This is a genomic window from Allocoleopsis franciscana PCC 7113 (genome assembly GCF_000317515.1).
GTDB classification, from domain to species: domain Bacteria; phylum Cyanobacteriota; class Cyanobacteriia; order Cyanobacteriales; family Coleofasciculaceae; genus Allocoleopsis; species Allocoleopsis franciscana.
In genome coordinates this window covers 3,024,016-3,050,360 of record NC_019738.1, presented here as the reverse complement: position 1 = coordinate 3,050,360, position 26,345 = coordinate 3,024,016, and the positions used below count along the sequence as shown (strand labels likewise).

The following is a 26,345-nucleotide window of genomic DNA, read 5'->3' as shown; positions in this document are numbered from 1 at the left end:
ATTATCTGTGGAAGTAACTACCGATGGAAAAAATAATCATTGCTGCCAAAACCGTCAATAACGTAATTGGTAAAGATAATTCTCTGCCTTGGCATTTACCTGCTGACCTAGATTTTTTCCTGCGAACAATCGAAGGACAATTTCTCATCGCTGGTCGTAAGTTTTTTGAATCAGTCCAGGGTAGAGAAGTCTTTCACAAAGGCGTAGAAGGTATCGTAATCAGCCGACAAAAAGATTATAAATCCTCTACCCATCCAGTAGCTCACTCTATTGAAGAAGCTTTCCAAATGGCGGAAAAAATAGGCGTGCCAAAGGTATATATTCTTGGTGGTGGGGAAATATATCAGCAAATAATCAATCTAGTTGATCGCTTAATTATTACAGAAATTCACGAAAATTTTGCCGGAGATACTTTTTTTCCGGAAATCCATCAATCTCAATGGCAAGAAGTGAGCCGCATTGATTGTCAAAAAGATGCTGTCAATCCTTATAACTATTCCTTTGTAGTCTACGAACCTGCAAGTTGATGTTATTCGATCAGTCTTAGCATTCCAAAATTTTCAAGATCTTTGCTATGTTAGGCTTGGTATTATTTGCTTTAATTCCCATCGGGGTCAATAATTTCAATTCAACACATAGCCCAAGAGCTATGCTCAGCCAGCAGTAGAAAAGGAAAGCTTAAGCAAAAATGAACGCAGATCATAGCAAAGTAGTTGAAGAAAAACAATTTCCCTTTGAGCCAAAACGTGGGATTTTAGCAGAGGTCAACCAAACATTCCACGAAGACTATGACAAACTAATTGCTCAAATCACCTCTACATTCGGAAAGCCTGAAGGACCAACGGTACTTCTTTTTACAATGAAAAACCTAATCATATACCATAACGGGATTAGGGAAGAAGAAGAATTTATTCCGGCTCTTTATCACCAACTCAAAGCTATTGAGCATCACCCGGCTACCCTTTATGCGACTTTACAGACGTTTGAAGGTTACAGACTCACAGATTCTCTGAGGGATTTTTTGAGAGAGCGCTCCAACTTATTACAACAAGCCTTAAGCAGTCTGAATGAACAAAATTGGGCGGCAAATGTCATCGATAACCAGAAATCACTAATCGCGTACTCGATAGAATATATCAATCAAGTATTAAGTGAGGGGTGCATCAAGAGTGAGCAACTAAGCAACTACGTCCAAAAAGTTACTCCCAAAATTATCCAAGGTGTGAATGAGGCGGCCGCTGCCCAATTAGAATTTATTAATGAAAAGATGAAAAATCTGCTAGCAAAGGAGAAATGCCGATCTCTCTATGTAGTGATTTGTCAGGTTCATCAAGCGCGACACGGTGAGGTTGTCACTCAATATTTCGAGCGTGTCTTTAATGAATTTCAGGGCGACGCAGGGGCGCGAGAAGATCGCATCGTCTTTAGAGAATCTGCTGTTGACGATGAACCAGCAGCACTGAGATTATTGGCCACCCATATTCTAGATCAGAAAATTTCTTCAGCTTTTTTCAGAGAGCCAAGGCGGCTGCAAAGCGATGTGCTCAAGGATGCTGCCAACTTCTGGTTGTGGGAACATACAATGGATATCCCCAAATGGCCCTAAATTACACAAATTCAAAGTGAATTTACAGGAGATACTTTTTTCGAGAAATCGATAGCTCTCAGTGGCAAGAAGTTAGCCGCATCACTGATACAAAAGATGCCTCAATCCCTATGATTATTCTTCTATAGTTTATGAACCTCAGCATCTCGCACATAAGAAAGCACAAAGGGCTTGAGCTTTTCTAAAACCTGATGAATGAAAGATCGGTCAAATTCGTCCCACACTCTGGGATGTCCGAAAATACAAGGCTGTAGAATTGCCCAGAGTAACCCGTCTTGACAGAGGTGAGCATGAATTAATGCTCGATGTCCAAAGTATTTCCGCTCAAAATCAATGTTTAATACATCTGCGCCGGCTAGCTCAACGTCTTCTACAAAGATAGAGGGAGCTGCACGGAGGGCTGCTGCAAACATTGGATCTTCTCGTTCCCACTCGATTTCTGCCTCCCAGCCATTCGTACTCGTATCAGGAATTTCAGGGCTACGCCGCCAACAAAGATTTTGATACATCCTAGTGCGTGGATTTCGCAGGTGAAGAAAACAGCGATTGGTGTGCAACACGTCGCACACTGCTGGTAGTAATGCAGCAAACACATCCTGTGGTTTACTGTTGGCTACAAACACGTTTTCTATAACTTCCGGTAGGACTGTCTCTGGTATCATAGATGGCGTTGATGATAGTAATAACTGTAATTTTTTTGAATCAGCCTAGGGAAAATTGCTGATGTTAACCAATCAATATTATTATTCCAAGTTTTACAAATTTTTGGCAACCTCTTGCTTAGTATTATTGGCTGTTATCGGCATTTTTGCGGGGAGTACAAGTTGGGCAATGGCTCAGGAACTTTCTCAGGCAAGTGGCATGGCGGGAAAGATTCAGCCAAATTTCTCCGAAGACCGTAGCCAAGCCGTTGAAGAAACACAATTTACCTTTGAGCCAAAAAGCGGCATATTGGCAGAGGTTAACCAAAAATTCCACGAAGATTATGACAGACTAATTGCTCAAATAACCTCTACATTCGGAAAATCAGGAGGTCCAACGGTACTTGTCTTTACAATGAACAAACTAATCCTATACCACGACGGGAAGAGGGAAGAACAACAATTTATCCCTTCTCTTTATCACCAGCTCAAAGCTATTGAGCATCACCCTCTAACCCTTTATGCTACTTTACAAGCCTATGAAGGTCAGAAACTCACAAATTCTCTTAGAGATTTTTTGGGAGAGCGCTCCAACTTATTACAAAAAGCATTAAGGAGTCTGAATGAAGAAAGTTGGCCTCAAAATATCGTTAATAATCAGAAAGCACTTCTCACAGACTCGATAGAATACATCAATCAAGTCTTAGCCGAAAAACACATAAATAGTGATAAGCTAAACAACTATGTTCAACGGGTGATTCCTAATATTGTAAAAGGGGTAAATTCGGCAGCAGCCGAAGAATTGGAATTGATAAATGAGAAAATGAAAAAATTACTTGCTAAGGAAAAATGGCAATCTCCCTATGTAGTAATTTGTAGTGTTCATCAAGCACGACATGGTGAGGTTGTCACTCAATATTTCGAGCGTGTATTCAACGAATTTCAGGGCGATGCAGCGGAACGAGAAGATCGAATCGTCTATGCCGAGTCGATTTTGGACGACGAACCTAAAGCACTCAGATTACTGGCAACCCACATCCTAGATCGGAAACTTGGTTCGGCTTTCTTCAGAGATCCAAGGCGACTGCAAAGCGATGCTCTGAGGGATGCTGCTAACTTCTGGCTGTGGGAAAATACAATGAATATACCCAAATGGGACAAAAAATACTAGCATCCCCCCTCTGAGAAAAGGGGCAATGAATTAATCTAAGGCGTTTTCAGCCCAGCGATCGCTCTACCTTCAAGTCTTTCTTCAACTCTCGTCTTTCTTGGATGGACTCAAGAATAGATTTGAGCGCCCCACCCCAACTCTTGGACTGGTCATAAAATTGTTCTTGCAAACCCAGGCAGCTTTGATGCTTTTGTTCGTAGAATTGGCGATCATCACATAACTTGAGCAGAGCATTGGAATACCCCATTATGTCATCGGGGGGAACTTCCACCACAGCATCTCTGACATAAGATAGTGCTGGGCAAACAGCCGAGGTAATGACAGGACGAGCGGATAAGATGCCTTCTGCGACAACTTTGTTAAATCCTTCAGCGAACCCGGTTTTGGTCGGCACGATGACAGCATGAGAGCGGTTAAACATCCGACGCATTTTTTGTTTATTGCAGTGACCGTGGCAGACAAAACGAGCTTCCACTCCTGCAAGCTTTGCAGCGTGACGTAATGATTCCAACATCGACCCATTGCCGCAAAGATCAAAGGTAATATCCTTTCTGCCCTGCGCCGCCAAATGCTTTGCCATTTCTAGCAAATCGAGAACGCCCTTATTTTCTTCAATGCGACCCACGTACAGTACCCTAAAGGGTAAATGTCTCTCAGAGGGCGGAGTAATTTCTGCAAACTCCTCTCGACGATAGATGGGAGTAAATCTCCGCACCAGTTTATTCTTACTTTCTGTGAGCTGTGTTACTTGAGCGGCAATTTCGTCCGAAACGGTCAAGATAGCGGCACAATCACGACTTAAGAAAGGACGGCTGAGATTTAAAAACAAGCGTTGTACTTTGCTAGGGGCAACATATTTCCGCCATAATCCGCAGTGTATGGATGGAATCACTTGCACTCCCAACCAAGAAAGTAGCGATAAAACAAACCAGTGTGCTGTGCCATCAGCCACTACAGCAACATTGGCTCGAAAGCGAATGGCAGAAGCAATTAATCGCAACCCATTCCACACTTGACCTAAGTGATAGAAAAGTGCCGATGACGATAGAAACGGAATCGGACGGTGCTGAATCTTGAATTGACCATCATCATAAAATTTCCTCTGGCTTGAAGAGGAAATCACATAGGATTCTGCATCCATTTCGCGGCACACTTCATAAAACTGACTGGAATAGGTAATTGAAACTTGGGATGGATCATCTTGTCCTGTAACCCAATAATGATATGTTCCAACTACATCTCCCGGTCCGGCAGCGTATAGAATGCGAAGTCTTTTAGTCATTGGTTTAGTCGTTATATTGCTAGATTTTTAGTTCTTAATAGAACTAAAACTTGACTTCTAGTTCAGTAGCGCACCGTTTATTACTATGGCAAACTCTAGCGGTTAATGAACCTCGTTTGAGTTTCCCCATTTCACCCTAACAACTGTCACACCCACTCTTTGTCTAAACTAGTTTGTCTAAACTAGACTGTGTCAAAAACCGCACTGGAGGGAATCTCCTGGTTCGGCAATCAGGCTAGTTTCTTTCTTTCATCAGGTTAATCCCTGATTAAGTTAGCTCTGTTTTAGTAGAGTCAACCCTGCTACTTTCATTGGTTCATATTTTCAGAGTATCCTATGAAACCTAATCCAAGATTCCTCCCAGAGAGAGAAGTCTCATTCTTATAAACTATCCCCAAGGTAGATAATAAAAATAAGTTTTAATATACAGAGCGTAAAGCATTTTTAGCTGAAAAAGGCACGACACTGTCGTACCTTTTTCAGCTTATATTCGATTCAATTAGATAGTGAGCAGGATTGGCTCGAACTGAGGGAATTATATTCAATTCAAGGGCTAAACCATCAGCATTCCACTAGCAGGGCTTGCACCCATCGCACCGGAATAAACTAATCCTCGCGGGGTATCCATCGTTAAAATTGCCCCATCCCGAATCATTTGCGTGGCATTTTTAACCCCCACAATTACCGGCACACCCAAACGCATACCGATGACTGCCGCATGGCTGGTTAAACTTCCTTCTTCTGTAATAATTCCTGCTGCCTTGCGGATGGCTTCGACAAAATCAGCATTCGTTGATGATGCCACCAGAATTTCTCCAGGGTTGAAGTTCCCAATATCCATAGCGCTGTGGGCGACGCGGGCGAGTCCGCTGACAGAACCTTGACCGATGCCAATGCCTTGACCGAGAACGGCAGTCACGACCTCGACTTTGATCAAATCTGTTGACCCCGGAACGCCTTGGAGTGTTCCCGCCGTCATCACCACTAAATCACCTTCTGCCAGCAGCAGCTTTTCTTGAGCGACATTAATCGCCGCTTGGAAGGTCTGACCCGTTGAGGGTAAATCCAGCACCAACAAGGGTTTGACACCCCATACCAGTTGGAGCTGTCGCGCTACATCCACATGAGGGGTGATGGCGAGAATCGGTGTAGTGGGTCGGAACTTCGAGACGTTGCGTGCCGTTGACCCAGTCTTGGTCAAGGTCATAATCGCTGCCGCCTGCAACTGTTCGGCAATTTGACCCACTGCCTGAGAAATGGCGTTAGGAATGGAACGCTTGGTATCCTTGATATTGCTAGAAATTTGTTCTTGCTCAATCCGCACGGCAATCCGCGCCATTGTCTCCACCGCTTCAACGGGGTATTTTCCGACAGCCGCTTCATTGGAGAGCATCACAGCATCAGTACCATCGAGAATCGCATTGGCGACATCAGAAATCTCAGCACGGGTGGGTCGAGGCGAGTTCACCATGCTGTCTAGCATCTGGGTGGCGGTGATCACCGGAATTCCCAGTCGGTTAGCCGTGGCAATCAGCCGCTTTTGCAAAATCGGGACATCTTCCGCAGGCAGTTCAACGCCTAAGTCACCTCTAGCAACCATAACGCCATCTGAAAGCGAGAGAATCGCCTCCATTTGCTCAATGGCTTCGTGCTTTTCAATCTTGACAATGACGGGGGTTTGCTTGCCCGCACTGGCAATCAGTTCTTTAATTTCCAGCACGTCTTGGGGGTTGCGGACAAAGCTGAGAGCAACCCAATCTACCCCTTGATCCAGACCAAACATTAAATCCTGTCGGTCTTTATCCGTCATCGCTTTAATCGAGAGGTAGACGCCGGGAAAGTTGACGCCTTTGTTATTGGAAAGGGGTCCACCCACAACAACGCGACAGTGCAAGGCACGGTTTTTGCGGTCTACTTCTTCGACTCGCATCTCGACTCTGCCATCGTCTAAGAGAATGTTGGCCCCGCAGGGAACTTCGTCGGCGAGGGGTTCGTAGGTGACCGAACTGATTTCCTGGTTACCTGGGACAGGAAGGCTGGTTAAGGTAAAGCAATCGCCTTTGTTGAGGACAATCGAACCGTTCTCAAACCGCCCCAGGCGAATTTTCGGCCCTTGCAAGTCTTGTAAAATGCCGACGGGTTGATTGAGTTCAAAGGCGGTTTGGCGAATCAGACGGATACTACGCTGGTGATCTTCATGAGTGCCATGAGAAAAGTTGAGCCGTAGTGTGGTGGCACCGGCTTTAATCAGGGCTTTCAGCACATCAGGTTGGCTGGAGGCGGGGCCAATCGTGGCAACAATCTTTGTCCGACGCAAGGAATTTCGCAATTGCATAGAATGGAGATGCGATGGGTGAGCATGGGTTTATGACCGGGACACGCACAATGGGACAGCTCGTGCGAGGGGTCAGCTAGCGTCAAGATCATAGAGGAAGACGCTTGGCTATAGTCTCACAGATTTTCCCCTGTCGCTATTAACGGCCAAAGTCTACTCCCTTCTTCTCGTTGTGGATGGTGTCATCCGGCACTTTCCCTGCGTGGGGATTGTAAGAGTTGTGTGAAGATCAAGACGTGAACATACAGTAGATGTGGTGCCCAAGGACTCGTCAGGGATGTTTAACGACAGCATAGTCAATGTACCATTCTGATGGCGATTGGTCTAACCACCGGACTATGCGATCGCCCATCAAGGCAACGCAGAGGGAGGGAGTCCGATCGCATCTTCAATCTTGGCGTTACTCAAATTTGCACCCGTCAGATTGGCGTTCGCTAGGGTGGCAAGCTCTAAATCTGCTTGAGTTAGGTTGGCATTGCTTAGGTTAGCGTTGGTTAAATTCGCCCCTCTCAAATCGCACTGAGTCAAGTTGCTATACGTTAAATTGGCTTGAGTTAACTGGGTACTGATCAGATTGGCATTTTCCAGAGTAGCACCCACCAAGGTGGCATTCGTTAAATCAGCGGAACGGAGTAAAGCTTGACGCAGATCAACGCCGTTCAAGTTGGCTTTGGTCAGGTTAGCACTAAACAGGTAGGAGGAAGGGAGTTTAGCCCCCGTCAGTTGAGCCTCCGTCAGGTTCGTACTGGCAAGTTTGGCATTCGTTAAGTCAGCATTCTCCAGATTCGCCCCACTTAGATTCGCCCGACTCAAATCAGCACCCTTCAATGTCGCCCCCTGAAGCTTACTACCACTCATCTCAGAATTTCGCAGGGTAGCCGCAATCAACACCCCATCTTGAAGGGAGGCTCCTTTGAGATTAGCATGGTCTAAATTAGCTTCACTTAAATTCGCCTGACGCAAATCTGCGCCGCTCAAATTAACACTATCAGCGCTAATGGTCTGCAAACTAGCCCCAATCAATTGAGCACTGGTGAGATTCGCACCATTGAGGGTAGCAATATTAAGTTGCGCTTCTTTTAAATTGGCTCCGCTTAAATTTGCCGCCCCTAATTGACTGCGGGTAAGGTCAGCTTTTTCCAAGTTGGCACTCGAAAGCTGTGCATAATTGAGCTTTGCTTCTCTTAAATTGGCACCCATCAACTTAGCTTTTGTCAAGTCAGCAGACCCCAGATCCGCGCCCTGAAGGTCAGCATTTTGTAAATTAGTAGGAACTGTTTCTTTTTCTTTTTCCTGTTGCCTTGCTCCCAGTTTTGCCTGTCTCAAATTAGCTCCCGCTAGAATTGCGCCCGAAAGTTTAGCCCCCTGCAACTGAGTACGGTTCAACTTAGCATTACTCAGGTTGGCACCCTCCAGATTAGCACCCTCCAGATTAGCATCACTCAGGTCGGCCTTTTGCAGATTCACCCTGGTTAGCTGAGCATCTCTCAAGTCACACTTAGAACAAGAATTCGTAGTTCGTAGTTGTTCCAAATGTCTAGAATTAGCGGCATTAGCAGGGGCGACTAATCCTTGAGTCATTAAGCCAATGAACACCAATAAACCCATCATGTTGCTCATCATAGGAAATGTCTGCCACTCTCCCTTATCTTTCCCAGCCCCTATCACCTTAATTAAGACAGAAATTAAAAAACAAATCCATCTTAGATTATTTACAGTCCGCATTCTTCTAATAATATTGTTTCCTACATAACAGAAATGAACAGAATATTATCTCCATAAACTCTGCGCTCCTTTGCGAAAAACTCTGCGCTCCTCTGCGTTAAAAAATAATATTCCCAAACTCCCGAATGCAATTTTTCATCATCCTTGATATTGAATGCGATAAATCCGATTATTCGCTTCTTCAGTCACTAACAAACTACCATCCGGTAAGACCAGTAACCCAACCGGACGCCCCCAAGTGGTAGGCCCCGAGGGATTCACGAGAAAACCGGTCAGAAAGTCTTCGTAATAGCCTTGAGGCCGCCCTTGAGCATCAAAGGGGACAAAAACCACTTTGTAACCCGTTCCCTGGTTGCGGTTCCAAGAACCCCGAAAAGCCACAAAGGCACCATTACGATACTTTTCCGGAAAGGTGTTTCCATCATAAAATTGCAATCCCAAGGCCGCTGAGTGAGCTTGAAACAGCACATCAGGCGTTTGAGTTTTAGCCACTAAATCAGGACGTTTGCTTTGTCCGTTGACTGTTTGACGAGGTTCGATCAGATTTGGTGCCAGGTAAGCATAAGGCCAACCGTAAAATTCCCCTTGGCGGATACGGGTAAAGTAATCGGGTACAAGATCATCTCCAATCCCGTCCCGTTCGTTGACAGTAGTATAGAGTTCCCCAGTGGTAGGGTGAAAGTCGATACCGACGGGATTTCGCAAACCGTAGGCGAAGGTTTGTTGATTGGAACCGTCGAGGTTCATCACTTGCACAGAGGCGCGGGGTAGAGGTTCTTCATCCACGTTGGATTTGGAGCCAATCGTAACGTAAAGTTTTGTGCCATCAGGTGAAGCGAGGACGTTGCGTGTCCAGTGCTGATTGTAGCCACCGGGGGTGAGTTCAGTAATTTTTTGCCCTTTGCCAGTTAGCTGTTGTTGTCCTTGGGTGTAAGGAAATCGCAAAACAGCACCGGTGTTAGCCAGGAAAAAGGAATCTCCGGCAAACGTCATGCCAAAGGGGATATTGACCCCATTCTCCGCTGTGGCAAAAGTTTTGTTGACATCGGCAACCCCATCGCCGTTGGTGTCGCGCAGCAGGCGAATGCGATTTTCCCTGGTTTCTGTCACTAAAACATCACCACTTGGAGTTAAGCTAAGCCAGCGCGGCGCGTCCAAATTATCGGCGTAGACGTTTACCTGGAAGCCAGCAGGCAGATTTAGTGTTGGGTTTTGCGGGACTGGAATGACGTTGGGTGACTGGGAAGCGCTATTGGTGGCGAAGGGTTTGGGTAAACTATCGAGTGTGATTTTAATGGGTTGAGAGGTTAGCGTCTCGGTAGGCACAAGGTTTTTTGTGGCTACGGTAGCCGATTGCTGTTGCGCTGTTTGGGTTGATTGCTCCACCTCAGGCGCTGCAGTTTCTGGATTGGAGGTTCTCGGTGCACTACAGGCAGTGGCTGTAGCCAGGAACAGCAGGGGTATCAGAAAACGCAAGGATTGCATAATTTATGGATAGATACAAAATTGCGACTGATCTCCAGGGTAGTTGTTGAGGCAATGAATCGCTGCCGCCTTACGACGGATTGCTTCTGGCTGCTGATACGAAGTTGCACTCAAAGATAGGTTTATTTACACCTACCTGCTTATTTTCAAGATAGCTGATGAACATTGACGCGGGTTCGTTTTCTGACCAATCAAGTGCTGAAAAGAGGACTGAGGAATTGCGATCGCATGGCATAAAAGTACATGTCGTCGATTTTCAGTAAGAGGAAAAGGGGCAAGGCTAATTATCTAGATGCTTTTTCAGATGTCATTGCATCGCCTGGACTACTGCCGCAGCGACAGCAGACATCACGCTTTCGCGTTGCTCTAAAGGCGCTTTTGAACCGGCAATGAAGACTGCGATCGCAATATTCCTTCCGCTTGGGGAACTAATCAGGCCAACATCATTGGTAGCGATGCCGATTCCTACCACATCCTCTCCGGTGCCAGTCTTATGAGCGATCGACCAACCCTGCGGTAAACCAGCTTTAAGCCGTTTTTGTCCGGTTGGAGAGTCGGTCATAATCTTGAGTAATAGAGCGGTTGAATCCTCGGATAATAGTTGACGCGATTGCAGTAGAGCAAGCAAATCAATCATCCCTTCGGGTGTTGCGGTATCTCGCGGATCGACCAAATATCGTTCCATGGCAGCCTTCTTAACAGCATCGGGAATCTGCTGCACCGCCTCTTCATATTTCTGCTTGTCCACTAATTCAGGACGAAAGTTAGTGAGTCCCACAGTATCAGGCTGTAGTTGTTGTTCCAAGCGATCGACACGAATATCACGCAGGTTGAGTCTTTCCAAGTTAGCTGTGACTTGCTCAGGCCCACCCACCAACCGAACTAACGCATCTGCCGCCGTGTTATCACTATCGCCAACGGCTCGCTGCAAAAGATACTGGACTGTAAACTGACCGCGATCGCCTTTGATTTCTTTGAGAATCGGACTCCAGGCTGGCACGAACTGTTCGCGAGTAATGGTAACCGTTTGGTTGAGCGAAAGTTTACCTTCGTCTACAAGCTTTAATACAACGATGCCAAGGGGAAGCTTGAATACGCTTTGCATCGGAAACCGTTGCTTGCCATTGCGAAACCAACGTTCACCTGTATCAAGGTCTAAAACCCCAATGCCAACATCACCTTGAGCGCTGGAGAGATCGAGATTGTTGAGTTGCTCTTGTAGCTGTGTCGTGTTGGATTGTGTGGTGACAACCTGTGCCTTTCTCAGCCTTCCATCTGCCACCAATTTCCCGGAATCCATTGTAGGGGTAGACGCGGCGATAGCTACAGATTCGCGGGACGGAGCGGGCGAGTGTACCCACCCCGGCAGTACACTACCACTCACTAGAAGAAGCGTTAATAGAATTTGTTTGTTCATTGATACTGTTTTTGTTTAACATAAATTCTATTTTTGATCAATTAATTCAGAAGTCAACGTCAGTGCACTTCTCTCCGTAATTTCTCGGACTCGCATCTCGCCAGTCACAATTGGTGAGAGTTGCAATTCCCGGATATTTGCGGATTCTTTTTTTATCGTCAGCAAATATTATCGAAGTACGACGAAAGGATAGAGCCTCTGAGTTGTACAAGCGAAGTCTAGGTCGTAGTCTCTAAGGAGATTTTTTAAAGAATTCTTAAGCCATCTGGCTCAATCAGTTATGCAAAGTCTTTTAGATGCTCCCCGTCCTAATCTATGTGCAACGATTAACGTGTGTGCAAAAATTAAATGCCCTTATTTTCAAAATGATTGTACTGCCTCCCAGGGCTGTGCTAGATATGGCAATCCGGGTCATTGTTATCTGACCAGCGTTTTTGCGTTTGCCTCTGAGCCGCATGGCTTGTTTTCGGCAAATGAGAGCGCCCTTCACTCGGTAAAAAGGGCTAACGATGGTTGGATTGCTAAGGATAAAGCTAGCCAATTGTCTATTAGGCATGGCGGCAGAAATAATAAGTCTGGTTCGCCCAAAAAGAGAAAAACTAAGACGTTTGATGCCCAAATCTTAGCTGCCGATAATGATGGCGTTCCTCTGATTAACTTTCCTGGCGATGAAATGAGTTTTAAACCCATTAGTCTGAGTCTTTTACATTCCATCCATTTTGAAGAGTATTAAAGCTAATTACTCCAGGAAATCTGCAATCTCTAAATTGAACTGTAAGCTCATCTTTACTTACTCAATCGCCTTGAAAGCGGATAAAAATTACTGTTTGCTGCATACCCAAGCTCTCAATACAGGAGTTTCAGGAACTTCGTTAATAGAGCAACTCGACCCCGTCAAATCACTCTGGGACTCCGTCAAGGTAACAGCCTGCTGGGTATCTAGATCGTTTGGCTGACAAGAACATTTGTAAGATGATGCCACCGCTTCTTGTTCTGGCTTGGCTGTAGCTTGTTGTTGCCACTGAGCGATCGCGTTTTGAGCCTCTCTAGAGATCTTATGATCGGGGGAAACTTGTGCGATCGCTTCTTCCGCGATTCTAATCGCTGTTTTCATGTCTGTTTCCTCTCCTTGGTTTGCCACATCTCTGGCTTTAGCCAGCAGTGTTCGTGCCCGAATTTCAGCCTGCTGTTTGATTCGCTGCTGCCGCTGTTCTCCTTGCCACTGGGCAATCTCATTTAACGATTGCTGGTATACAGAACTTTTGGAGGATATTTGTTCCGCTAGGGCGATCGCTCTTTTAAAATTCCCCTCACGAGCTGCTTTTTTGGCGTTTTTAAGCTGGCTCGAACCATTATCAGAAAATGATTCGCTGGCATCAGGCTGATTGCTTGATTGAGATATTTTAACTAAGTTAGGTGTTGTATCCGAGTTAGTGATTAAGGTGCCTTTTTTCACCAAGTTAGGTGTTGTATCCGAGTTAGTGATTAGTGAGACTGTTCTCACTAAGTTAGGGGTTGCATCCGAGCTAGGAATTAATGTATCTGTTCTAACTAAGTTATCGGTTGTATTCGAGTTAGTGATTAATGTATCCGTTCTAACTAAGTTAGGGGTTGCATTCGAGTTAGCAGTGGATAGAGCCGTTGGTTTTGAGTGAACCGTTGAATCTGATTGAGGGGTTGGGGTGCCTATTGGGATCGAATTAGCAGTGGATGTACTCGTTAAGCCTAAGTTACTTAAGTATCCTTGTCGGTAAGCGTAACCTCCCCCAACACTCACCAGCATAACTACCCCTATTTTCATCAGTAGAGATAGTCTGTGACGAGAGGTACAAGAAGAGTGAGTTTGTCCTCGGACTTGTAGTCGTGTTGGGTTTCCCGAAAAACTTGAGGTCGTGTTTAGCCTTGTGGTTGGGACGGCTGACGGTTGTACGGTAGGCGCAATGCGACTTAAAAGCGGTTCAGGTACATCATGGCTCACCTGATCCATCACGTTATCATGAACCGTCAGGGAGGGATGGGACAATTGCTGTAAGGCTTGCAGGGCTTCGGTGGCGCTTTGGTAGCGGTCTTTGAAGTGATAGCGCACCATTTTGGTTAAAATCGTGGCAACGCCTGAACTCACCTCGGTTTGGTGTTGCCAGAACAGTTCTCCTGTCTCATCGTCTTCTGGAAATTGGTGGGGATACAAGCCAGTTAGCGCTTGAATCGCAACAATGCCCAAGGCATATAGGTCACTATTGTGACGTGGCTTGCCCCAATCCTGCTCGGTTGGCGTATAACCTGGAGTACCAATGCGAATGCTAGTCGCTACTGACGGTTCTTGTCCCGGCTGATTGAGGGGTTGAATCTGCACTTGCTTAATCGCACCAAAGTCAATCAGGACTAATTTCTGATCACAGGCGCGACGCATAATATTGTCCGGCTTGATGTCTCGATGGATGACGCCGTAACTATGCACAAATTCCAGAATCTCCAAGACTTCTGAAAGCAGTGGAATAACCTGAGTTTCTGACCAACGTTGACCGGGTTGCAATTCATGGGATAAAGTATGCCCTTCAATAAACTCTTGCACCAAGTAAAACTCTTGGTCTTCTTCAAAGTAAGCCAGCAACTGAGGAATCTGCTCATGTTTGCCCAGTTTGACGAGGGTTTCGGCTTCTCTCTGGAAGAGTTCTCGAGCGGTTTCTAGTAGTTTGGGGGAGTTTGTCGCCGGTTTGAGGTGTTTGACTACACAAGTCGGGTTGCCGGGGATGTGTGTGTCTTGGGCTACATAGGTTTGACCGAATGCACCAGCCCCCAAAACTCTCAGGATTTGGTATCGTCTGGCTAGGAGCTGACCGATCATATCTACCATGCTGTTATTTTCCACGGTTTTTTGGGATGTCACCGATGGCTCCATTGTCTGAGCAACCTCGATGAAACCGCCACTTAAAACCGCCTCTTCATTAAAAATTTAGAAAACTCTGGGGAAAAATGTTTGATGGGTGTGGGGGAATCGAGATCCCTCTCCTTGATCACTTCCCTTTTCTCTACAGCAGTTGCGCTCTTTTACTGTCAAGCTACCGTGTTATAGCAAAAGGCAAAAGGCAGGAGGTAGAAGGTAGAAGGTAGAAGGTAGAAGGTAGAAGGTAGAAGGTAGAAGGTAGAAGGTAGAAGGTAGAAGGTAGAAGGTAGAAGGTAGAAGGTAGAAGGTAGAAGGTAGAAGGTAGAAGGCAGGAGGTAGAAGGTTTTTTACTGGTACGTGGTCGTTTACAGCCGTTCAATCTGTCCTAAGCTTTATGGCGACAGCTACAAAACAGGAACGAAGGAGTGGAGAGGTTGAGCAATGTACAAGGAAATTCTCTCTCTTCATACTCTTGCCGCTTAGAGGTGAGAACGCTTACCGTGGAAAAAACTGAATTCCGGAGGGTGAGCGATGAATGATAAGGGTAATGAGCCGCTCAAAGCCTGGGAAGAACAGGAAAAACATCCCCTATTTCCGAGTGGAGAGTGGGAAGGCTTTTACACTTATAGCTTTGGACCTGATTCCCAGCGCCATATTATGTCGTTTGCTCTAACCTTTAAAAACAACAGCGTTAGTGGCAGTGGCATTGATAATGTCAGTCGCTTCATTTGGCGCGGACATTACGATACAGAGAAACTACGCTGCTGGATGCAAAAGCGGTATCCTAGCCATACTGTCTCTTACGACGGTTATGTTGACCAAAATGGGATATGGGGCAGTTGGGAAATCCCTCCCCATTACCGAGGGGGTTTCCATATTTGGCCAAAAGGAATTTCGGAGAATCTCACGGTTGAGGACACAGAAACGGTTCCAGACACGGCGAAGCTTCCCCAATTATCGATACCCACTAGCATTTAGATTTAGCAGGAATGGAAAAGACCTTCCAATTACCCATTACCCATTACCGTCTTTTGTCGTTTTCACAACGGATTTAGACGGGCTATCGTTCTACATAAATCGTGTGAGTTGTACGCGGTATCGGTCTTTTTTAGTGACGGCAACTTCCCCAATTTCCAAGCGTCCTTTACCACGAATGGCGATTAAGTCTCCCGATTTGACAATATGACTGGCTTGGCTAATATCTTTCCAATTGACCCGGACATCGCCACCGGTAATCAAGTCAGCCATTTTGTTGCGGGACATGCCAAAACCTGCCGAGGCGATCGCATCGAGACGCATCGACGCCTCTACCGTGGTCATCTCTTTTTTCTTCGGTTCTCGAATCTTCAGTTCCGAGAGGTCAATGGGTCGGGTTTTCACGGGTACAGAACGCACTTGAGTTAACTGGGTTTCCAGAAATCCCATGATTTCAGGTACCACAATCACCTGACCTCCTCGTTCTCCCAAAACGATGATGTCGCCAATCTTATCTCGCACCAAACCGGTGCCCAGAATGGCACCCAAAAAGTCTCGGTGGGTTGCAGGGTCAAACAAAAAGTTACCGGCAATATCTAATGCGGCTACTGCAACTTGGGCGCGATCGAGGGGGAGTTCGGATCGTGCGATCGCAATCCGTTGTCGTTCAGCCTGAGGATAACCGCCCCAAGCCAGCAATTGCACTTCCGTCAACCGTTGAAACTGCTGCTGAATTTGTGCCACTTCCGGCGGCGAGAGAAAATCGGTAAAGACCACTTCCCAGGTCTTAATCGCCTGTTCAGCGAGGTCAATCACACGGGCAATACTTTCTCGATTTTCGACTCCTTTGAGTAGCTCTTCTCTAGGCAACATTCGCGATCGCTTTTAGACAACACCTCCTTGATTCTAGCGGTGGGTTATCGCAAAAGGCAGTTCGCGCAGCGTTCTGGGCAGGAGTAGGTAGAAGGCAGAAGGTAGAAGGCAGAAGATTATTACTGATAAGCGATCGCAAGAGCGGTTAAAGAAAGTCCTAGCCTTTATGGCGACAGCTATAGCCAGTTGGTTGGCGTCGCCTTGAATTAGCCTTTTTGATTAGGGCTGAAGCTGTTTGAGTTTATTTTGTGCCGATAGCAGCAGGGATTGTGCTTTCAAATAAGCCGTTGTGCCGTTTTGAACTTTTTCGAGTTCATAAATAATGCCTTGAAGTTCGCTAATGGTGTAGTTACGATTCACTGATTGGGCATCAGCGGGGATGGAGGCAAGTAATCTTTCAATTTTGCTTTGCGATTGTTGTAAGGCTTCCACCGAAGCTTGCTCAGCTTGCTGTCGGATCTTAACTTGTCCCAAATTCCTGTTGTACTGGGCGAGTAACTTTTGCGCTTCTGCATAGCCTGTTAAGTCGTCTGAGCGAATCTGTTGAAGCTGTGCGATCGCTTGTTCCCACAAATTTTCTACCTGCTCCCACTCAGCAACCGTGTGTGGTGGATTTTGACCCGCTTTAGCCGCTTCCCAAGAAAACTGCCGCGCTGCTGTGATTAAGGTGCTAACACGCTCATTACCCGCCGCAAGACCTACAATTTCTTGGACATCACGCTGGTAATCCTCTAGTTTGGCTTTAGCTGTTTTTCCCGCTAGGGTGATGGAGGGGACTTGCTCTAGCTGGTTGATGGCTGAACGCCAGGAAGAAATTGCAGCTTGTTTATCGATTGGGGTTGAGGCTTGTTGATATTGCTGTTTGGCTTTCAGGATGTCCTGTTCGCTTTGGGTGAGCGAAGTTTGAGCATTCTTTTCTTGAAAGACTTTAGCATCTAATTGCCCAACTTTTGTGCGAGCGGCATTAAATCCGTAGATGCTAAACCGCCAATCGTACCACCAAGCTCTGTACTCTGGCCAATCGTTTAAAAACCAAACTGGCAAAGCATCGAGATTTTTTTGTGCCTCTTTGACTTTTTGTTCCCCTCGATGCAAGTCGGCTGGACTGGTAGGGTTTTCAATCAATTGTTCGGCTTGTTCCACTGAGGTAATGGCTTGCCGATAGTTCGCTTCCATATTCATGTAGCTGGGTAACAAGAGTATGGGAGCTTTTTGTGCCACGGGGCGACGAATCACTGGATAAGGCAAGTTGGCCACCCAAACCACACCAACAGGAATCCCCAGAAGTATCCCCATCCAGATGATTTTGCTCAGTACACCCCGCTTGGCTTTTTGAGGTACGGGTTGCTTATGAGGATAGGTGGCGTGGTACTGTGCCTCTACTTCTCTCTCCAGCTCGGCAAATGATTTTGAGGCTGGCGGAGATGGTATCGATGGCTTGAGTATTACTGGCTGCTTACTTTTAAGCGATGGATCGATTCCAGAGATGTTCTGAGCTTTTCGGAACGGGAATTTGAAAGGCAAATTGAAACCAGCCATAAAATTTACCACAATACTATTTCTAGTATTCCCGTAGATAGATGAGATCTAACAGTGCTTAAGCACTTCTCGGTTCAACATAGCCTTGAATCGTCTCCGGTTCAAATTGACGGAGAATCGGGGTTGCTTGCTCTGTCAACTTGGCAGCACCTCGGACAACAATCAGATATTTGCCTTCATTGAGCCGATTGCGGTAAGGCAAGGCATCTCCACCACCGAGGACTAAACCAACACCGCCACCGACAAAAAAGCTACCCATGGCACCGGCGATCGCACCAAATATCCCACCAATAATATGGTTACCCAGGCTACCCGCCCACTCCACGATTTCTATCCCCGTTTGCAGATTAAAGGCAAAACCGGCGAAGAATCCAAAAGGAATCGTCCAGATAGCAAGCCTCAGCGCTTGCTTTTTTGCCTCTGAGTTGGGGTCAATTAAACCCAATTCATCAGCACTTTTGTACCCTTTACCCAAAATAGAGACTTTATCCATCGGTAAACCTTCGCGCTCTAAGGCGAAGTAAGCTTCTTCGGCCTCAATGCGATTTTTTAGTACAGCGATTAGATAGTTCATGGGTTTATGAATAATTCCATACAATTTTGCCTCATAGGTAGGATAACAGTACTACTGCCTTTTGCCTTTTGCCTTTTGCCTTTTGCCTACTCCTGCCTAGAACGCTGCGCGAACTGCCTTCTGCTATAAGTTAAGCCCCTGGTTGATGGAAATTGAAAAACTTTAAGACGAATAGCCTTGCATCGACAGCTTTACAGTTACAATGACCTTCGTCAGTTAATTCTCCTCCTTTGTGGGAGAATTGCAGGGTTGTATCAACAGACTGCCCTTCAATTTAACCGTTAACCGCTATTCCAGGTCTGTTGTCTGTAGCGCTCATTGTTTTGGATGGGGTTCGCTTATGAGAATAGCGGTGTGTCCTTGTTCTTGTGTAGCCCACTTTCCTCCATCTGCTGGTAATGTCTAAGGTTCTTGTCTCTGACCCAATTGACCAAGCTGGTATTGATATCCTCTCTCAAGTTGCTCAGGTTGATGTCAAAACCAATCTCTCGCCTGAGGAACTGATTGGGATTATTCCAGACTATGATGCCCTAATGATTCGCTCTGGCACCCGTGTGACTCAGGAGATCATTGAGGCGGGCAAACAACTCAAGATTATTGGACGTGCTGGCGTTGGGGTGGATAATGTCGATGTCCCAGCCGCCACTCGTCAAGGTATCGTTGTCGTTAACTCTCCAGAAGGAAACACGATCGCGGCGGCTGAACATGCCCTGGCGATGATGCTGTCTCTTTCGCGCCACATCCCGGATGCCAATCAGTCGGTTAAAAACCATCAGTGGGATCGTAAGAGCTTCATTGGAGCCGAAGTTTATAAGAAAACCTTGGGCGTAGTTGGCTTAGGGAAAATTGGCTCTCATGTGGCGACGGTAGCTAGAGCCATGGGCATGAAGTTACTCGCTTATGATCCCTTCATTTCTATCGAACGAGCCGAGCAACTCGGTTGTCGGATTGTAGAGTTGGATGTCTTGCTGCGGGAAGCCGATTACATTACCCTGCACATGCCGAAGACAGCGGAAACGACCCATTTAATCAATGCTGAAGCGCTGGCAAAGATGAAGCCTACAGCTAGGGTGATCAACTGTGCTAGAGGTGGCATTGTTGACGAACAGGCTCTTTATGAAGCCTTGAAAGCGGGTCAAATTGCAGGAGCCGCCTTGGATGTGTTTGAGTCGGAACCCATCGGAGAATCGCCTCTCTTGTCGCTGGGAAAAGAGATGATTCTCACCCCCCATTTGGGAGCCTCCACCGCCGAAGCGCAAGTGAATGTCGCCATTGATGTGGCGGAACAAATTCGTGATGTTCTGTTGGGCTTACCCGCACGCTCAGCGGTGAACATTCCAGGGTTGTCCCCCAACGTTTTGGAAGAACTCAGACCCTACATGCAGTTGGCGGAAACCCTCGGTAACTTGGTCGGTCAACTGGCAGGGGGACGAATTGAGATGCTAAACGTGCGATTGCAAGGCGAATTAGCGACCAATAATAGTCAACCTTTAGTTGTCGCGGCTCTCAAAGGTTTGCTGTCCCAAGCTCTGCGGGAGCGGGTAAACTATGTGAATGCCACCATTGAGGCCAAGGAACGGGGAATTCGCGTGATTGAAACGCGGGATGCCTCGATTCGGGACTATTCAGGGGGTTCGCTCCAGCTATCGGCTATTGGCACGTTGGGCGAACATTCTGTCACTGGGGCGTTGTTGGGTGATGGGGAAATTCACATTACCAGTATTGATGGATTCCCGATCAATGTTCCTCCCAATCGCTACATGGTGTTCACGTTGCACCGAGATATGCCCGGAATTATTGGGAAAATCGGTTCTCTGCTGGGTAGTTTTAACGTCAACATTGCCAGTATGCAGGTAGGTCGCAAAATTGTGCGCGGGGATGCGGTCATGGTTTTGAGCATTGATGACCCCCTACCGGAAGGAGTGCTGGATGAGATTACCAAGGTGCCTGGTATTCGCGATGCTTACACGGTAGCTCTTTGATGGATTTTAGGTTTGGGATTTTAGATGTTGGCAAAACTGATCTTATTTAGCAATTTTTGGTTCCTAAATTAGCTAACCCCCATCTAAAATCTAAAATCTGAAATCTAAAATTGTATGGCAAATAGCTGGTGGGAAATTCAAATTCTCTGCGACCCCGCTCTAGAAGATTCAATCTTCTGGCGATTGGAAAAGTTTGGCTGTCGTGGAATGGCGTCTGCACTCAAGGGGCACTCTCTGTTGGTGACGGCTCACTTACCTCAAGTACAAGCACAATTGTTGGATGTGGCGGCGCTGGCGCTTTGGCTGCGGCAAGATGCCCTAACGATGGAACTGCCGATGCCGGTGGCGCACTGGAAGCTGATTGATGAGGAAGACTGGTCGAGCAGTTGGAAGCAGCACTGGGAACCTCAAGAAATTGGCGATCGCATTTTGATTTACCCCGCTTGGTTACCTATCCCCAAACCCTCAGAACGCCTTCTGTTACGTCTTGATCCAGGAGCGGCTTTTGGCACGGGTACCCACCCCACCACTCAGTTGTGCCTCGAAGCATTGGAAATGCGGTTAGGGGATGGCAGTGGTGAGTTGGTGATTGGTGATATTGGTTGTGGTTCAGGTATCCTCTCTATTGGAGCCGTCTTGTTAGGGGCGAAAAAAGTCTATGGAGTGGATCTGGACCCCTTAGCGGTGGGTGCGGCGCGAAGCAACCGTGAGCTGAATCAGATTAGCGCTCAGCGCATGATTGTAGCCAAGGGGAGTGTAGACCAACTTTCCAAGCTCACCGGTGGTAAACCTGTTGATGGGATTCTCTGTAATATTTTGGCAGAGGTGATTATCGACTTAATTCCAGCCATGACGGCAATCACCTCGCTCAGTAGTTGGGGAATCTTGAGCGGTATTTTGTTAGAGCAGGCCAAACCCATTGCGGATACGTTGGAACAATACAATTGGGTGGTTGCGGCGCTTTGGAAACGTCAAGATTGGTGTTGTTTTAACATCCGACGCTCTTGAAGTATGAAGGACGAGAATCCCCGGAATGAGAGCGAAAGCGGAGTCCGGGGAGTTTCAGTTTCCAGCGATTCCCTGTCCTCAAGATTTAAAATTAAGCAGCTACTTTCTCGTCGAGTTGCAATTCGCACTGTCGGAAAATATAGTTAACAGCGGCAAAGAGTTTATCTAGCTCCTGAATGCTGTAAAGGGTAATGTTTCGGGTAAACGTATCGGTTTCTAGTTTGCCAAATTGCCAGCGATCGCCGTTAGAAACAATACCGAAAACTGTCAGTTGTGGGTCTTCATTCAGCGGAAGTTCCCCCGTACAGATGAACTACAAAGGGAGAAAAAGCTTGAGTGACGGGAACTAGAGCCATTTACTCCCAGAAAGCCGTACCCATGTTTTTAAGAATTTTTTAAGATTTTGGCGGGGAGATTTCTGGGACAATAGTAGCCATGTATATTGAACGAGTCCCTAACAGAAATTCACCCCCCGCTGTCCTCCTACGAGAGTCCTATCGTGAAGGGGGTAAAATCCGTAAAAGAACTTTAGCTAACCTGTCAAAATTACCGGATACTGTCATTGATAACTTGAGAATAGTGCTCAAAGGCGGCGCAGCTATTGAAAATCTCTCCGAATCATTCTCTGTAGAAAGAAGTCTACCTCATGGTCATGTAGCTGCGGTTTTAGGAACAATCAAAAAACTGTCTTTGCACCATCTAATCTCACCCTCAAATTCGAGAAAACGAGCTCTAGTTTTGGCGATGATCGTGGCGCGTCTCCTTGACCCTCGTTCCAAGTTAGCCACAGCGAGAGGATTGCACAGCGAAACGTGCAATTCATCGTTAAGTGAACTGTTGGGCTTAGAAAAAGCCGATGAGGATGAATTGTATGAAGCAATGGATTGGCTGGTATCCAAACAAGAATTAATCGAAAATGAGTTAGCCCTAAGACATCTATCCGAAGGAGCTTCGGAAACTTCTTGAACAAGAAGCTGTTCAACTCTCATTATTTGATGAAACTGACTTAGTAGAATTTTCTTGTTCTGATTACCCCAGTGAGCGGCTAATTGCTTGTCGCAACCCGATGCTTGCTCAAGAAAAGTCTTTGACTAGAATTGCTTTATTACAGGCGACACAGCAGGAACTCAATAAGATTGTTATCGCCACTTCACGAGATAAACGCGCCCTCAAAGGAGCCGACCAGATTGGACTGAGAGTGGGGCGAGTTCTCAATGCTACATGTGTGGGGAAATACTTTAATATTGCCATCACTGAGACAAGTTTTTCTTACTCATTGAATGAAGCGGCTATCGCCAATGATTCGGCTTTGGATGGAGTCTATATTATTCGGAATTTGTACCCAGTAACAGCCGAGGAGTTGAGTCTCTCCCTCTCTCACAGCATAGGTTGTAGTTTTTTGTCAAAGGGGAACTTCCGATTCAGCCGTTGTGCGGCAATCATTTCCGCGAGACACTGACCCCACCCCTCTTCAAATTTATCTTGCTTGGCTTCGACTAAAAGTAAATACGGCTTATCAAAGACAACCTTTCCCAATGGAGAGCGTTTCGCCAAGATATATTCGGGAAATCCTGAAAGATTTTCATCATAGGTAAGTGATTCGTGACTCCACAACAGGAACTTGCTGCGATAGCACTTCCAGACTTCTTTCAAGACGGGATAAATTAAGTTTTCACAAATGGCAAATTCTGAGTTATCAACGACTCCTTCCCGCATGACGGTTTGTAAGTCTTCTCGGAAGTAGTCGGGGATGTTAAACTCTAGTTCACTGATGAAATCTGCTTCGGTGTATTTAGTCTGAAATTCTTTGACAACTGCACCAATACTCTTATAACTACTGAAAGCCATATTGACCTCACTATGAGAATATGTCAGTGGTTGAAGATGAGAGGCGATCGCACTTTAATTTTTCGGTCTTGGTGGTCTTTGAGTTGCGCGGTTAGTATTATCTCCTCCTTTTGCTCGATCTGGATTAGATTTTTTTTTAGGTTTAGGTTTAGGTTTAGGCTTTGGCTTAGAGGAAATAACTTTCTTCTTTGGATTATCGATAGACTTATTCTCTCCTGTACCTCCTGAAGAATAGACATCTCCAGAAATTAGGTTTTCACCAAGACAGGATAAGGTTTTCAGATTTTTTTTCGGAGATGTCTAATGATTAATATCAGGAAATCTGCGATTATCTGGTATTCCCCTAATATCCAATGGAGTAGGTAGAACCCGACGTTCTGCGTACTCACTTGGCTTAGGCTCAATTCTCATATATCGAGTTTTATCTACATCTGGAATTTTATTGCACTGTAGCATTGCCAAAAGCATTTCAATACGTGGCAACTCTTTTAAATGTTGCAATTGTTCTCTACTTTTATTTATTGGATAGTCTTGACAACAAATCCTATCAAGCACGTACTCCTCAAATGTTTTTACAGATTCTTCCTCTTCTTTAGCTGTTTGAGATTGGTCTTCTTCCCCAGTTTTCCATTGAGCGTCATTGAATAGTCTGCTATAGCGTTCGTTACGCTTGCTTAAATGCAAGTTATAGTCAATCTTTACTGCTCCCATTCCTAGGGGTTTACCCATACCCAGGGAAAAACAGTATTTTTCGTCAGATTTACAAGTTCCTAATGTTTGTGATTTTTCACTACTGAGACTTAGCACCCACAAAAATGTACCTAGTTCAACTTTGCTTAAATTCTCGAAGTAAATATCAAAGGTAAACTGGAGTTCCGAATCAATAGGTTTAATTAGGCTAGTTTGAGTATCTGAATTTTTGGGAACTTCAATTTTACAGGGTTTATGCCAGTACAGCTTATGTCCGCGAATAACAGTTTCTCCTGCTTCGGTTTCTGTTGGTGGTTTACTAGCATAGTGCTTGAGGTTGCTTTTGTCTGCGTCTGGTTGAACTAGATAATGCTGAAATGTTGTAAGTTTTGGACTGGATAGAAGAATTTCTTGAGCTTGTCGTTGTTGACTTTGCTTTACTTTTTCTATTTGGCTTTTCTCAAGGATTGCATCAGTGATAAAGACTCGACCCGATCTTTGCTTTTTGTCTTTTGGTAGCTTTTCGTTTTCTGAGTCTTGCTTTACCCAACCAAAGATTGCATCGGCTAAATCGATTAGCACAATCTTTTTCAAATTTGGTGGAATAAAATCTGCCACAGTTGTTGCATGACCATTACCTTCAGGAGAATAAGGGATACGAAAGTTAGGACTTTGACCAAAAAATCCGACTGTTTCGCTCTTGCCGTCATGATAGTAAAACACTGGACGACCTTTTTCTAATACTCCCCAATCTTTATCAAAAGGTAATTTTTTCTGAAAATCAGTCAAGGCATTGCGATAATGCTCAATTGCTATATTATCTATTGGTAATGGATCTACTTCTTCATTTTCAGGGAAAACTATACAGTGGTTACAGCGAAGTGAATTGTCATCTTCTTTTTGTTTCATGTTTCCACTTGTGACAAACACGCCTTTTTTAAGATGGGTGTCTGGCAACTCGACATTATGGGCAAATAATCGTTTAGCTCTATCTGTTTGATCTACCGCTACATTTTGATAGCTTACATTAATATACTGGGGTTCATAACCATCATCATCAAAATTTATAAATCCTGGCAAGCTTATATCAGCTTGCCTAACCCAGGCAAAAGTTGCTTTTTCGATAATTTTAGCAGGTTGGATATACCAACCTTGATTATCTTTTTTCAGATAACCTGCTTCAACTTTTTTAGGAGAAACATACTGTTTATACTCTTCCCCCCAAGACTCCTTCTTAGGATTTGAGGTAACTGCGCGGAAAAATAAGCGTTGGTTGTCAGATACTCGCTCAATCTTACTAAAACTAACAATCTCTACTAAAGTTCGCAGCATTCCTCGTATGCTACTTCCAGGAATTATTGGTTGCTGAGTTGCTGGATTAATAAAAAAGTTAGCTCTTTTTTGCTGTAGCTCATCTGGCAAGTCTTTAAATGATGTATCTCCGTACTTGGCAAAATCTTCTGGACTCCAACCACAACGAGTGTAGAGTTTAGATTTCGTTGTTAAAGTGCATTCGATTCTGCCAGTGTGACGCGGTAATTCAACCTTTTCATGAGGATGATATCGATTGCCACTCGGCAAAGGTTGCTCTGCTTCAACAACCTTTGCTGGTAATTCTACAAAGTTATAAGGTGCAACAGCTATCCTGTTTAGATCTTCAATTTTAGAAATATGCTTAAGATTCATTTATTACTCCTTACTCTTATTTAATTACTCAACAAAACTTCTTAAAATTCCCATTATTTTGCCCACATTATTCAAGAAATACTCATTAGGCTCAATTTCAACTACTGTATCAATCAATCTCATAAATTTCCAGTTAGTTCCAGTCGTCACACAACCATAAACTGTTTCATTGTTATTATCCTGCCGCCGATTAAGTATCTGTGCTGCTACCATCTCTGCAATACACTGACCTAAGCCAGATTGAATATTGTCATTCTTAGCTTCCACAATTACCGCTACAGGTGATTTAATCAACAATTGAGATGGAGATTTACTAATTATGAAATCACAATAACCCATCAAACCTTGTTGACTATCAACATTAAATTCTCTACCAGAGAATAGACTTATTTTAGACTGAAATTGCTGTTTAAGTTCAATCAGAATTGGCGTGATTATCATTTCTGACCTCGCTTTTTCAGTAGCAATCTCTAATGCCAAAGGAGTATTGTATTCCAAACACTGCTTCAAGAAATCACTAATAGACACTTCTGGCACAGTGGCGAAAATACCAAGCTTTTCAATTATACTCAGCCCAAAGGCTTGTTCTACAGTTTCTAGGGTAAACTGACTATAAGACATTTT

General features: G+C 45.3%; 19 protein-coding genes and 3 pseudogenes. 8 read left to right on the top strand and 14 right to left on the bottom strand.

The genetic code is table 11. The annotated features are described in order from the left end of the window. Nucleotides 1–23 precede the first annotated feature (23 nt). Together MIC7113_RS12825 and MIC7113_RS12820 are read left to right on the top strand one after the other, a co-directional pair. Nucleotides 24–527, top strand: coding sequence for a dihydrofolate reductase (locus tag MIC7113_RS12825; protein ID WP_015182587.1), 504 nt, complete (start codon nt 24–26; stop codon nt 525–527). Between the two features lie 161 nt (nt 528–688). After that, entirely contained in the window at nt 689–1,606 is a 918-nt protein-coding gene (locus tag MIC7113_RS12820; protein ID WP_015182586.1) for a hypothetical protein, read from the top strand. Between the two features lie 122 nt (nt 1,607–1,728). Here the strand turns inward: MIC7113_RS12820 and MIC7113_RS12815 are convergent, their stop codons facing one another. Beyond that, a complete protein-coding gene (locus MIC7113_RS12815) occupies nt 1,729–2,268 on the bottom strand; it encodes a hypothetical protein (protein ID WP_015182585.1) in 540 nt (179 codons plus the stop codon). A gap of 61 nt (nt 2,269–2,329) precedes the next feature. Here MIC7113_RS12815 and MIC7113_RS12810 point away from each other — a divergent pair, with 61 nt between their 5' ends. After that, complete coding sequence (locus MIC7113_RS12810; protein ID WP_015182584.1) at nt 2,330–3,418, top strand: hypothetical protein; 1,089 nt, start codon at nt 2,330–2,332, stop codon at nt 3,416–3,418. A 46-nt stretch (nt 3,419–3,464) separates the two neighbouring features. Here MIC7113_RS12810 and MIC7113_RS12805 read toward each other — a convergent pair whose 3' ends face one another. The 5 genes from MIC7113_RS12805 to bla form a co-directional block, all read right to left on the bottom strand. Beyond that, entirely contained in the window at nt 3,465–4,700 is a 1,236-nt protein-coding gene (locus tag MIC7113_RS12805) for a glycosyltransferase family 4 protein (protein WP_015182583.1), read from the bottom strand. A gap of 553 nt (nt 4,701–5,253) precedes the next feature. After that, nucleotides 5,254–7,035: a pyruvate kinase gene (gene pyk / locus MIC7113_RS12800; RefSeq protein WP_015182582.1), complete on the bottom strand. Its 1,782-nt coding sequence runs from the start codon at nt 7,033–7,035 to the stop codon at nt 5,254–5,256. Between the two features lie 351 nt (nt 7,036–7,386). Continuing rightward, nucleotides 7,387–8,658, bottom strand: coding sequence for a pentapeptide repeat-containing protein (locus MIC7113_RS12795; RefSeq protein ID WP_172642236.1), 1,272 nt, complete (start codon nt 8,656–8,658; stop codon nt 7,387–7,389). A gap of 240 nt (nt 8,659–8,898) precedes the next feature. Then, nucleotides 8,899–10,245: a PQQ-dependent sugar dehydrogenase gene (locus MIC7113_RS12790; protein WP_015182580.1), complete on the bottom strand. Its 1,347-nt coding sequence runs from the start codon at nt 10,243–10,245 to the stop codon at nt 8,899–8,901. A 307-nt stretch (nt 10,246–10,552) separates the two neighbouring features. After that, nucleotides 10,553–11,662: a class A beta-lactamase gene (gene bla, locus MIC7113_RS12785; RefSeq protein ID WP_015182579.1), complete on the bottom strand. Its 1,110-nt coding sequence runs from the start codon at nt 11,660–11,662 to the stop codon at nt 10,553–10,555. Between the two features lie 280 nt (nt 11,663–11,942). On the opposite strand from bla, the gene MIC7113_RS12780 reads away from it, so the two are divergent. Beyond that, nucleotides 11,943–12,395 (top strand): hypothetical protein, encoded by a 453-nt coding sequence (locus MIC7113_RS12780; protein ID WP_015182578.1) that lies wholly within the window; start codon nt 11,943–11,945, stop codon nt 12,393–12,395. 87 nt (nt 12,396–12,482) lie between these two features. Here MIC7113_RS12780 and MIC7113_RS12775 read toward each other — a convergent pair whose 3' ends face one another. Further along, nucleotides 12,483–14,549 (bottom strand): protein kinase domain-containing protein, encoded by a 2,067-nt coding sequence (locus MIC7113_RS12775; protein WP_172642235.1) that lies wholly within the window; start codon nt 14,547–14,549, stop codon nt 12,483–12,485. Nucleotides 14,550–15,077: 528 nt separating this feature from the next. On the opposite strand from MIC7113_RS12775, the gene MIC7113_RS12770 reads away from it, so the two are divergent. Beyond that, nucleotides 15,078–15,524, top strand: coding sequence for a hypothetical protein (locus tag MIC7113_RS12770; RefSeq protein ID WP_015182576.1), 447 nt, complete (start codon nt 15,078–15,080; stop codon nt 15,522–15,524). A gap of 90 nt (nt 15,525–15,614) precedes the next feature. On the opposite strand, the gene MIC7113_RS12765 is transcribed toward MIC7113_RS12770, so the two are convergent. The 3 genes from MIC7113_RS12765 to MIC7113_RS12755 all read right to left on the bottom strand — a co-directional run bounded on the left by MIC7113_RS12765 (nt 15,615) and on the right by MIC7113_RS12755 (nt 18,507). Next, on the bottom strand, nt 15,615–16,394 hold the full coding sequence (locus MIC7113_RS12765; protein ID WP_015182575.1) for a photosystem II S4 domain protein: 780 nt from the start codon (nt 16,392–16,394) through the stop codon (nt 15,615–15,617). Between the two features lie 219 nt (nt 16,395–16,613). After that, nucleotides 16,614–17,933, bottom strand: a complete 1,320-nt coding sequence (locus MIC7113_RS12760; protein ID WP_015182574.1) for a hypothetical protein — start codon at nt 17,931–17,933, stop codon at nt 16,614–16,616. Nucleotides 17,934–17,991: 58 nt separating this feature from the next. Beyond that, nucleotides 17,992–18,507, bottom strand: a complete 516-nt coding sequence (locus tag MIC7113_RS12755; RefSeq protein ID WP_015182573.1) for a hypothetical protein — start codon at nt 18,505–18,507, stop codon at nt 17,992–17,994. Nucleotides 18,508–18,905: 398 nt separating this feature from the next. Here MIC7113_RS12755 and serA point away from each other — a divergent pair, with 398 nt between their 5' ends. Both serA and prmA read left to right on the top strand, forming a co-directional pair. Next, nucleotides 18,906–20,489, top strand: coding sequence for a phosphoglycerate dehydrogenase (gene serA / locus MIC7113_RS12750; protein WP_015182572.1), 1,584 nt, complete (start codon nt 18,906–18,908; stop codon nt 20,487–20,489). 114 nt (nt 20,490–20,603) lie between these two features. Further along, nucleotides 20,604–21,497, top strand: a complete 894-nt coding sequence (gene prmA / locus MIC7113_RS12745; RefSeq protein WP_015182571.1) for a 50S ribosomal protein L11 methyltransferase — start codon at nt 20,604–20,606, stop codon at nt 21,495–21,497. A gap of 91 nt (nt 21,498–21,588) precedes the next feature. On the opposite strand, the pseudogene MIC7113_RS38085 reads toward prmA, so the two are convergent. After that, nucleotides 21,589–21,786 (bottom strand): annotated as a pseudogene (locus tag MIC7113_RS38085) (hypothetical protein); the annotation flags it as partial. A gap of 146 nt (nt 21,787–21,932) precedes the next feature. Between MIC7113_RS38085 and MIC7113_RS38975 the strand changes: the two are divergent. After that, nucleotides 21,933–22,830: pseudogene (locus MIC7113_RS38975) on the top strand (IS1634 family transposase); the annotation flags it as partial. An 80-nt stretch (nt 22,831–22,910) separates the two neighbouring features. On the opposite strand, the pseudogene MIC7113_RS12735 reads toward MIC7113_RS38975, so the two are convergent. From MIC7113_RS12735 to MIC7113_RS12720, 3 genes and pseudogenes are all read right to left on the bottom strand, one after another. Next, a pseudogene (locus MIC7113_RS12735) lies at nt 22,911–23,345 on the bottom strand (hypothetical protein); the annotation flags it as partial. A 300-nt stretch (nt 23,346–23,645) separates the two neighbouring features. Next, the gene (locus MIC7113_RS12725; RefSeq protein ID WP_015182570.1) at nt 23,646–25,721 is read right to left on the bottom strand and encodes a TIGR03986 family type III CRISPR-associated RAMP protein; all 2,076 of its coding nucleotides are present in this window, start codon (nt 25,719–25,721) and stop codon (nt 23,646–23,648) included. Between the two features lie 24 nt (nt 25,722–25,745). Further along, on the bottom strand, nt 25,746–26,342 hold the full coding sequence (locus MIC7113_RS12720) for a hypothetical protein (RefSeq protein ID WP_015182569.1): 597 nt from the start codon (nt 26,340–26,342) through the stop codon (nt 25,746–25,748). Between the last annotated feature and the right edge of the window lie 3 nt (nt 26,343–26,345).

Excerpts from the sequence above, each read along its gene's own strand:
- MIC7113_RS12790 (WP_015182580.1), bottom strand. The coding sequence starts at position 10,245 with ATGCAATCCTTGCGTTTTCTGATACCCCTGCTGTTCCTGGCTACAGCC.
- serA (WP_015182572.1), top strand. The coding sequence starts at position 18,906 with ATGTCTAAGGTTCTTGTCTCTGACCCAATTGACCAAGCTGGTATTGAT.
- MIC7113_RS12815 (WP_015182585.1), bottom strand. The coding sequence starts at position 2,268 with ATGATACCAGAGACAGTCCTACCGGAAGTTATAGAAAACGTGTTTGTA.
- pyk (WP_015182582.1), bottom strand. The coding sequence starts at position 7,035 with ATGCAATTGCGAAATTCCTTGCGTCGGACAAAGATTGTTGCCACGATT.
- prmA (WP_015182571.1), top strand. The coding sequence starts at position 20,604 with ATGGCAAATAGCTGGTGGGAAATTCAAATTCTCTGCGACCCCGCTCTA.
- MIC7113_RS12725 (WP_015182570.1), bottom strand. The coding sequence starts at position 25,721 with ATGAATCTTAAGCATATTTCTAAAATTGAAGATCTAAACAGGATAGCT.
- MIC7113_RS12720 (WP_015182569.1), bottom strand. The coding sequence starts at position 26,342 with ATGTCTTATAGTCAGTTTACCCTAGAAACTGTAGAACAAGCCTTTGGG.
- MIC7113_RS12820 (WP_015182586.1), top strand. The coding sequence starts at position 689 with ATGAACGCAGATCATAGCAAAGTAGTTGAAGAAAAACAATTTCCCTTT.
- MIC7113_RS12780 (WP_015182578.1), top strand. The coding sequence starts at position 11,943 with ATGCAAAGTCTTTTAGATGCTCCCCGTCCTAATCTATGTGCAACGATT.
- MIC7113_RS12810 (WP_015182584.1), top strand. The coding sequence starts at position 2,330 with ATGTTAACCAATCAATATTATTATTCCAAGTTTTACAAATTTTTGGCA.
- MIC7113_RS12760 (WP_015182574.1), bottom strand. The coding sequence starts at position 17,933 with ATGGCTGGTTTCAATTTGCCTTTCAAATTCCCGTTCCGAAAAGCTCAG.
- MIC7113_RS12770 (WP_015182576.1), top strand. The coding sequence starts at position 15,078 with ATGAATGATAAGGGTAATGAGCCGCTCAAAGCCTGGGAAGAACAGGAA.
- MIC7113_RS12755 (WP_015182573.1), bottom strand. The coding sequence starts at position 18,507 with ATGAACTATCTAATCGCTGTACTAAAAAATCGCATTGAGGCCGAAGAA.
- MIC7113_RS12805 (WP_015182583.1), bottom strand. The coding sequence starts at position 4,700 with ATGACTAAAAGACTTCGCATTCTATACGCTGCCGGACCGGGAGATGTA.
- MIC7113_RS12765 (WP_015182575.1), bottom strand. The coding sequence starts at position 16,394 with ATGTTGCCTAGAGAAGAGCTACTCAAAGGAGTCGAAAATCGAGAAAGT.
- MIC7113_RS12795 (WP_172642236.1), bottom strand. The coding sequence starts at position 8,658 with ATGATGAGCAACATGATGGGTTTATTGGTGTTCATTGGCTTAATGACT.
- MIC7113_RS12825 (WP_015182587.1), top strand. The coding sequence starts at position 24 with ATGGAAAAAATAATCATTGCTGCCAAAACCGTCAATAACGTAATTGGT.
- bla (WP_015182579.1), bottom strand. The coding sequence starts at position 11,662 with ATGAACAAACAAATTCTATTAACGCTTCTTCTAGTGAGTGGTAGTGTA.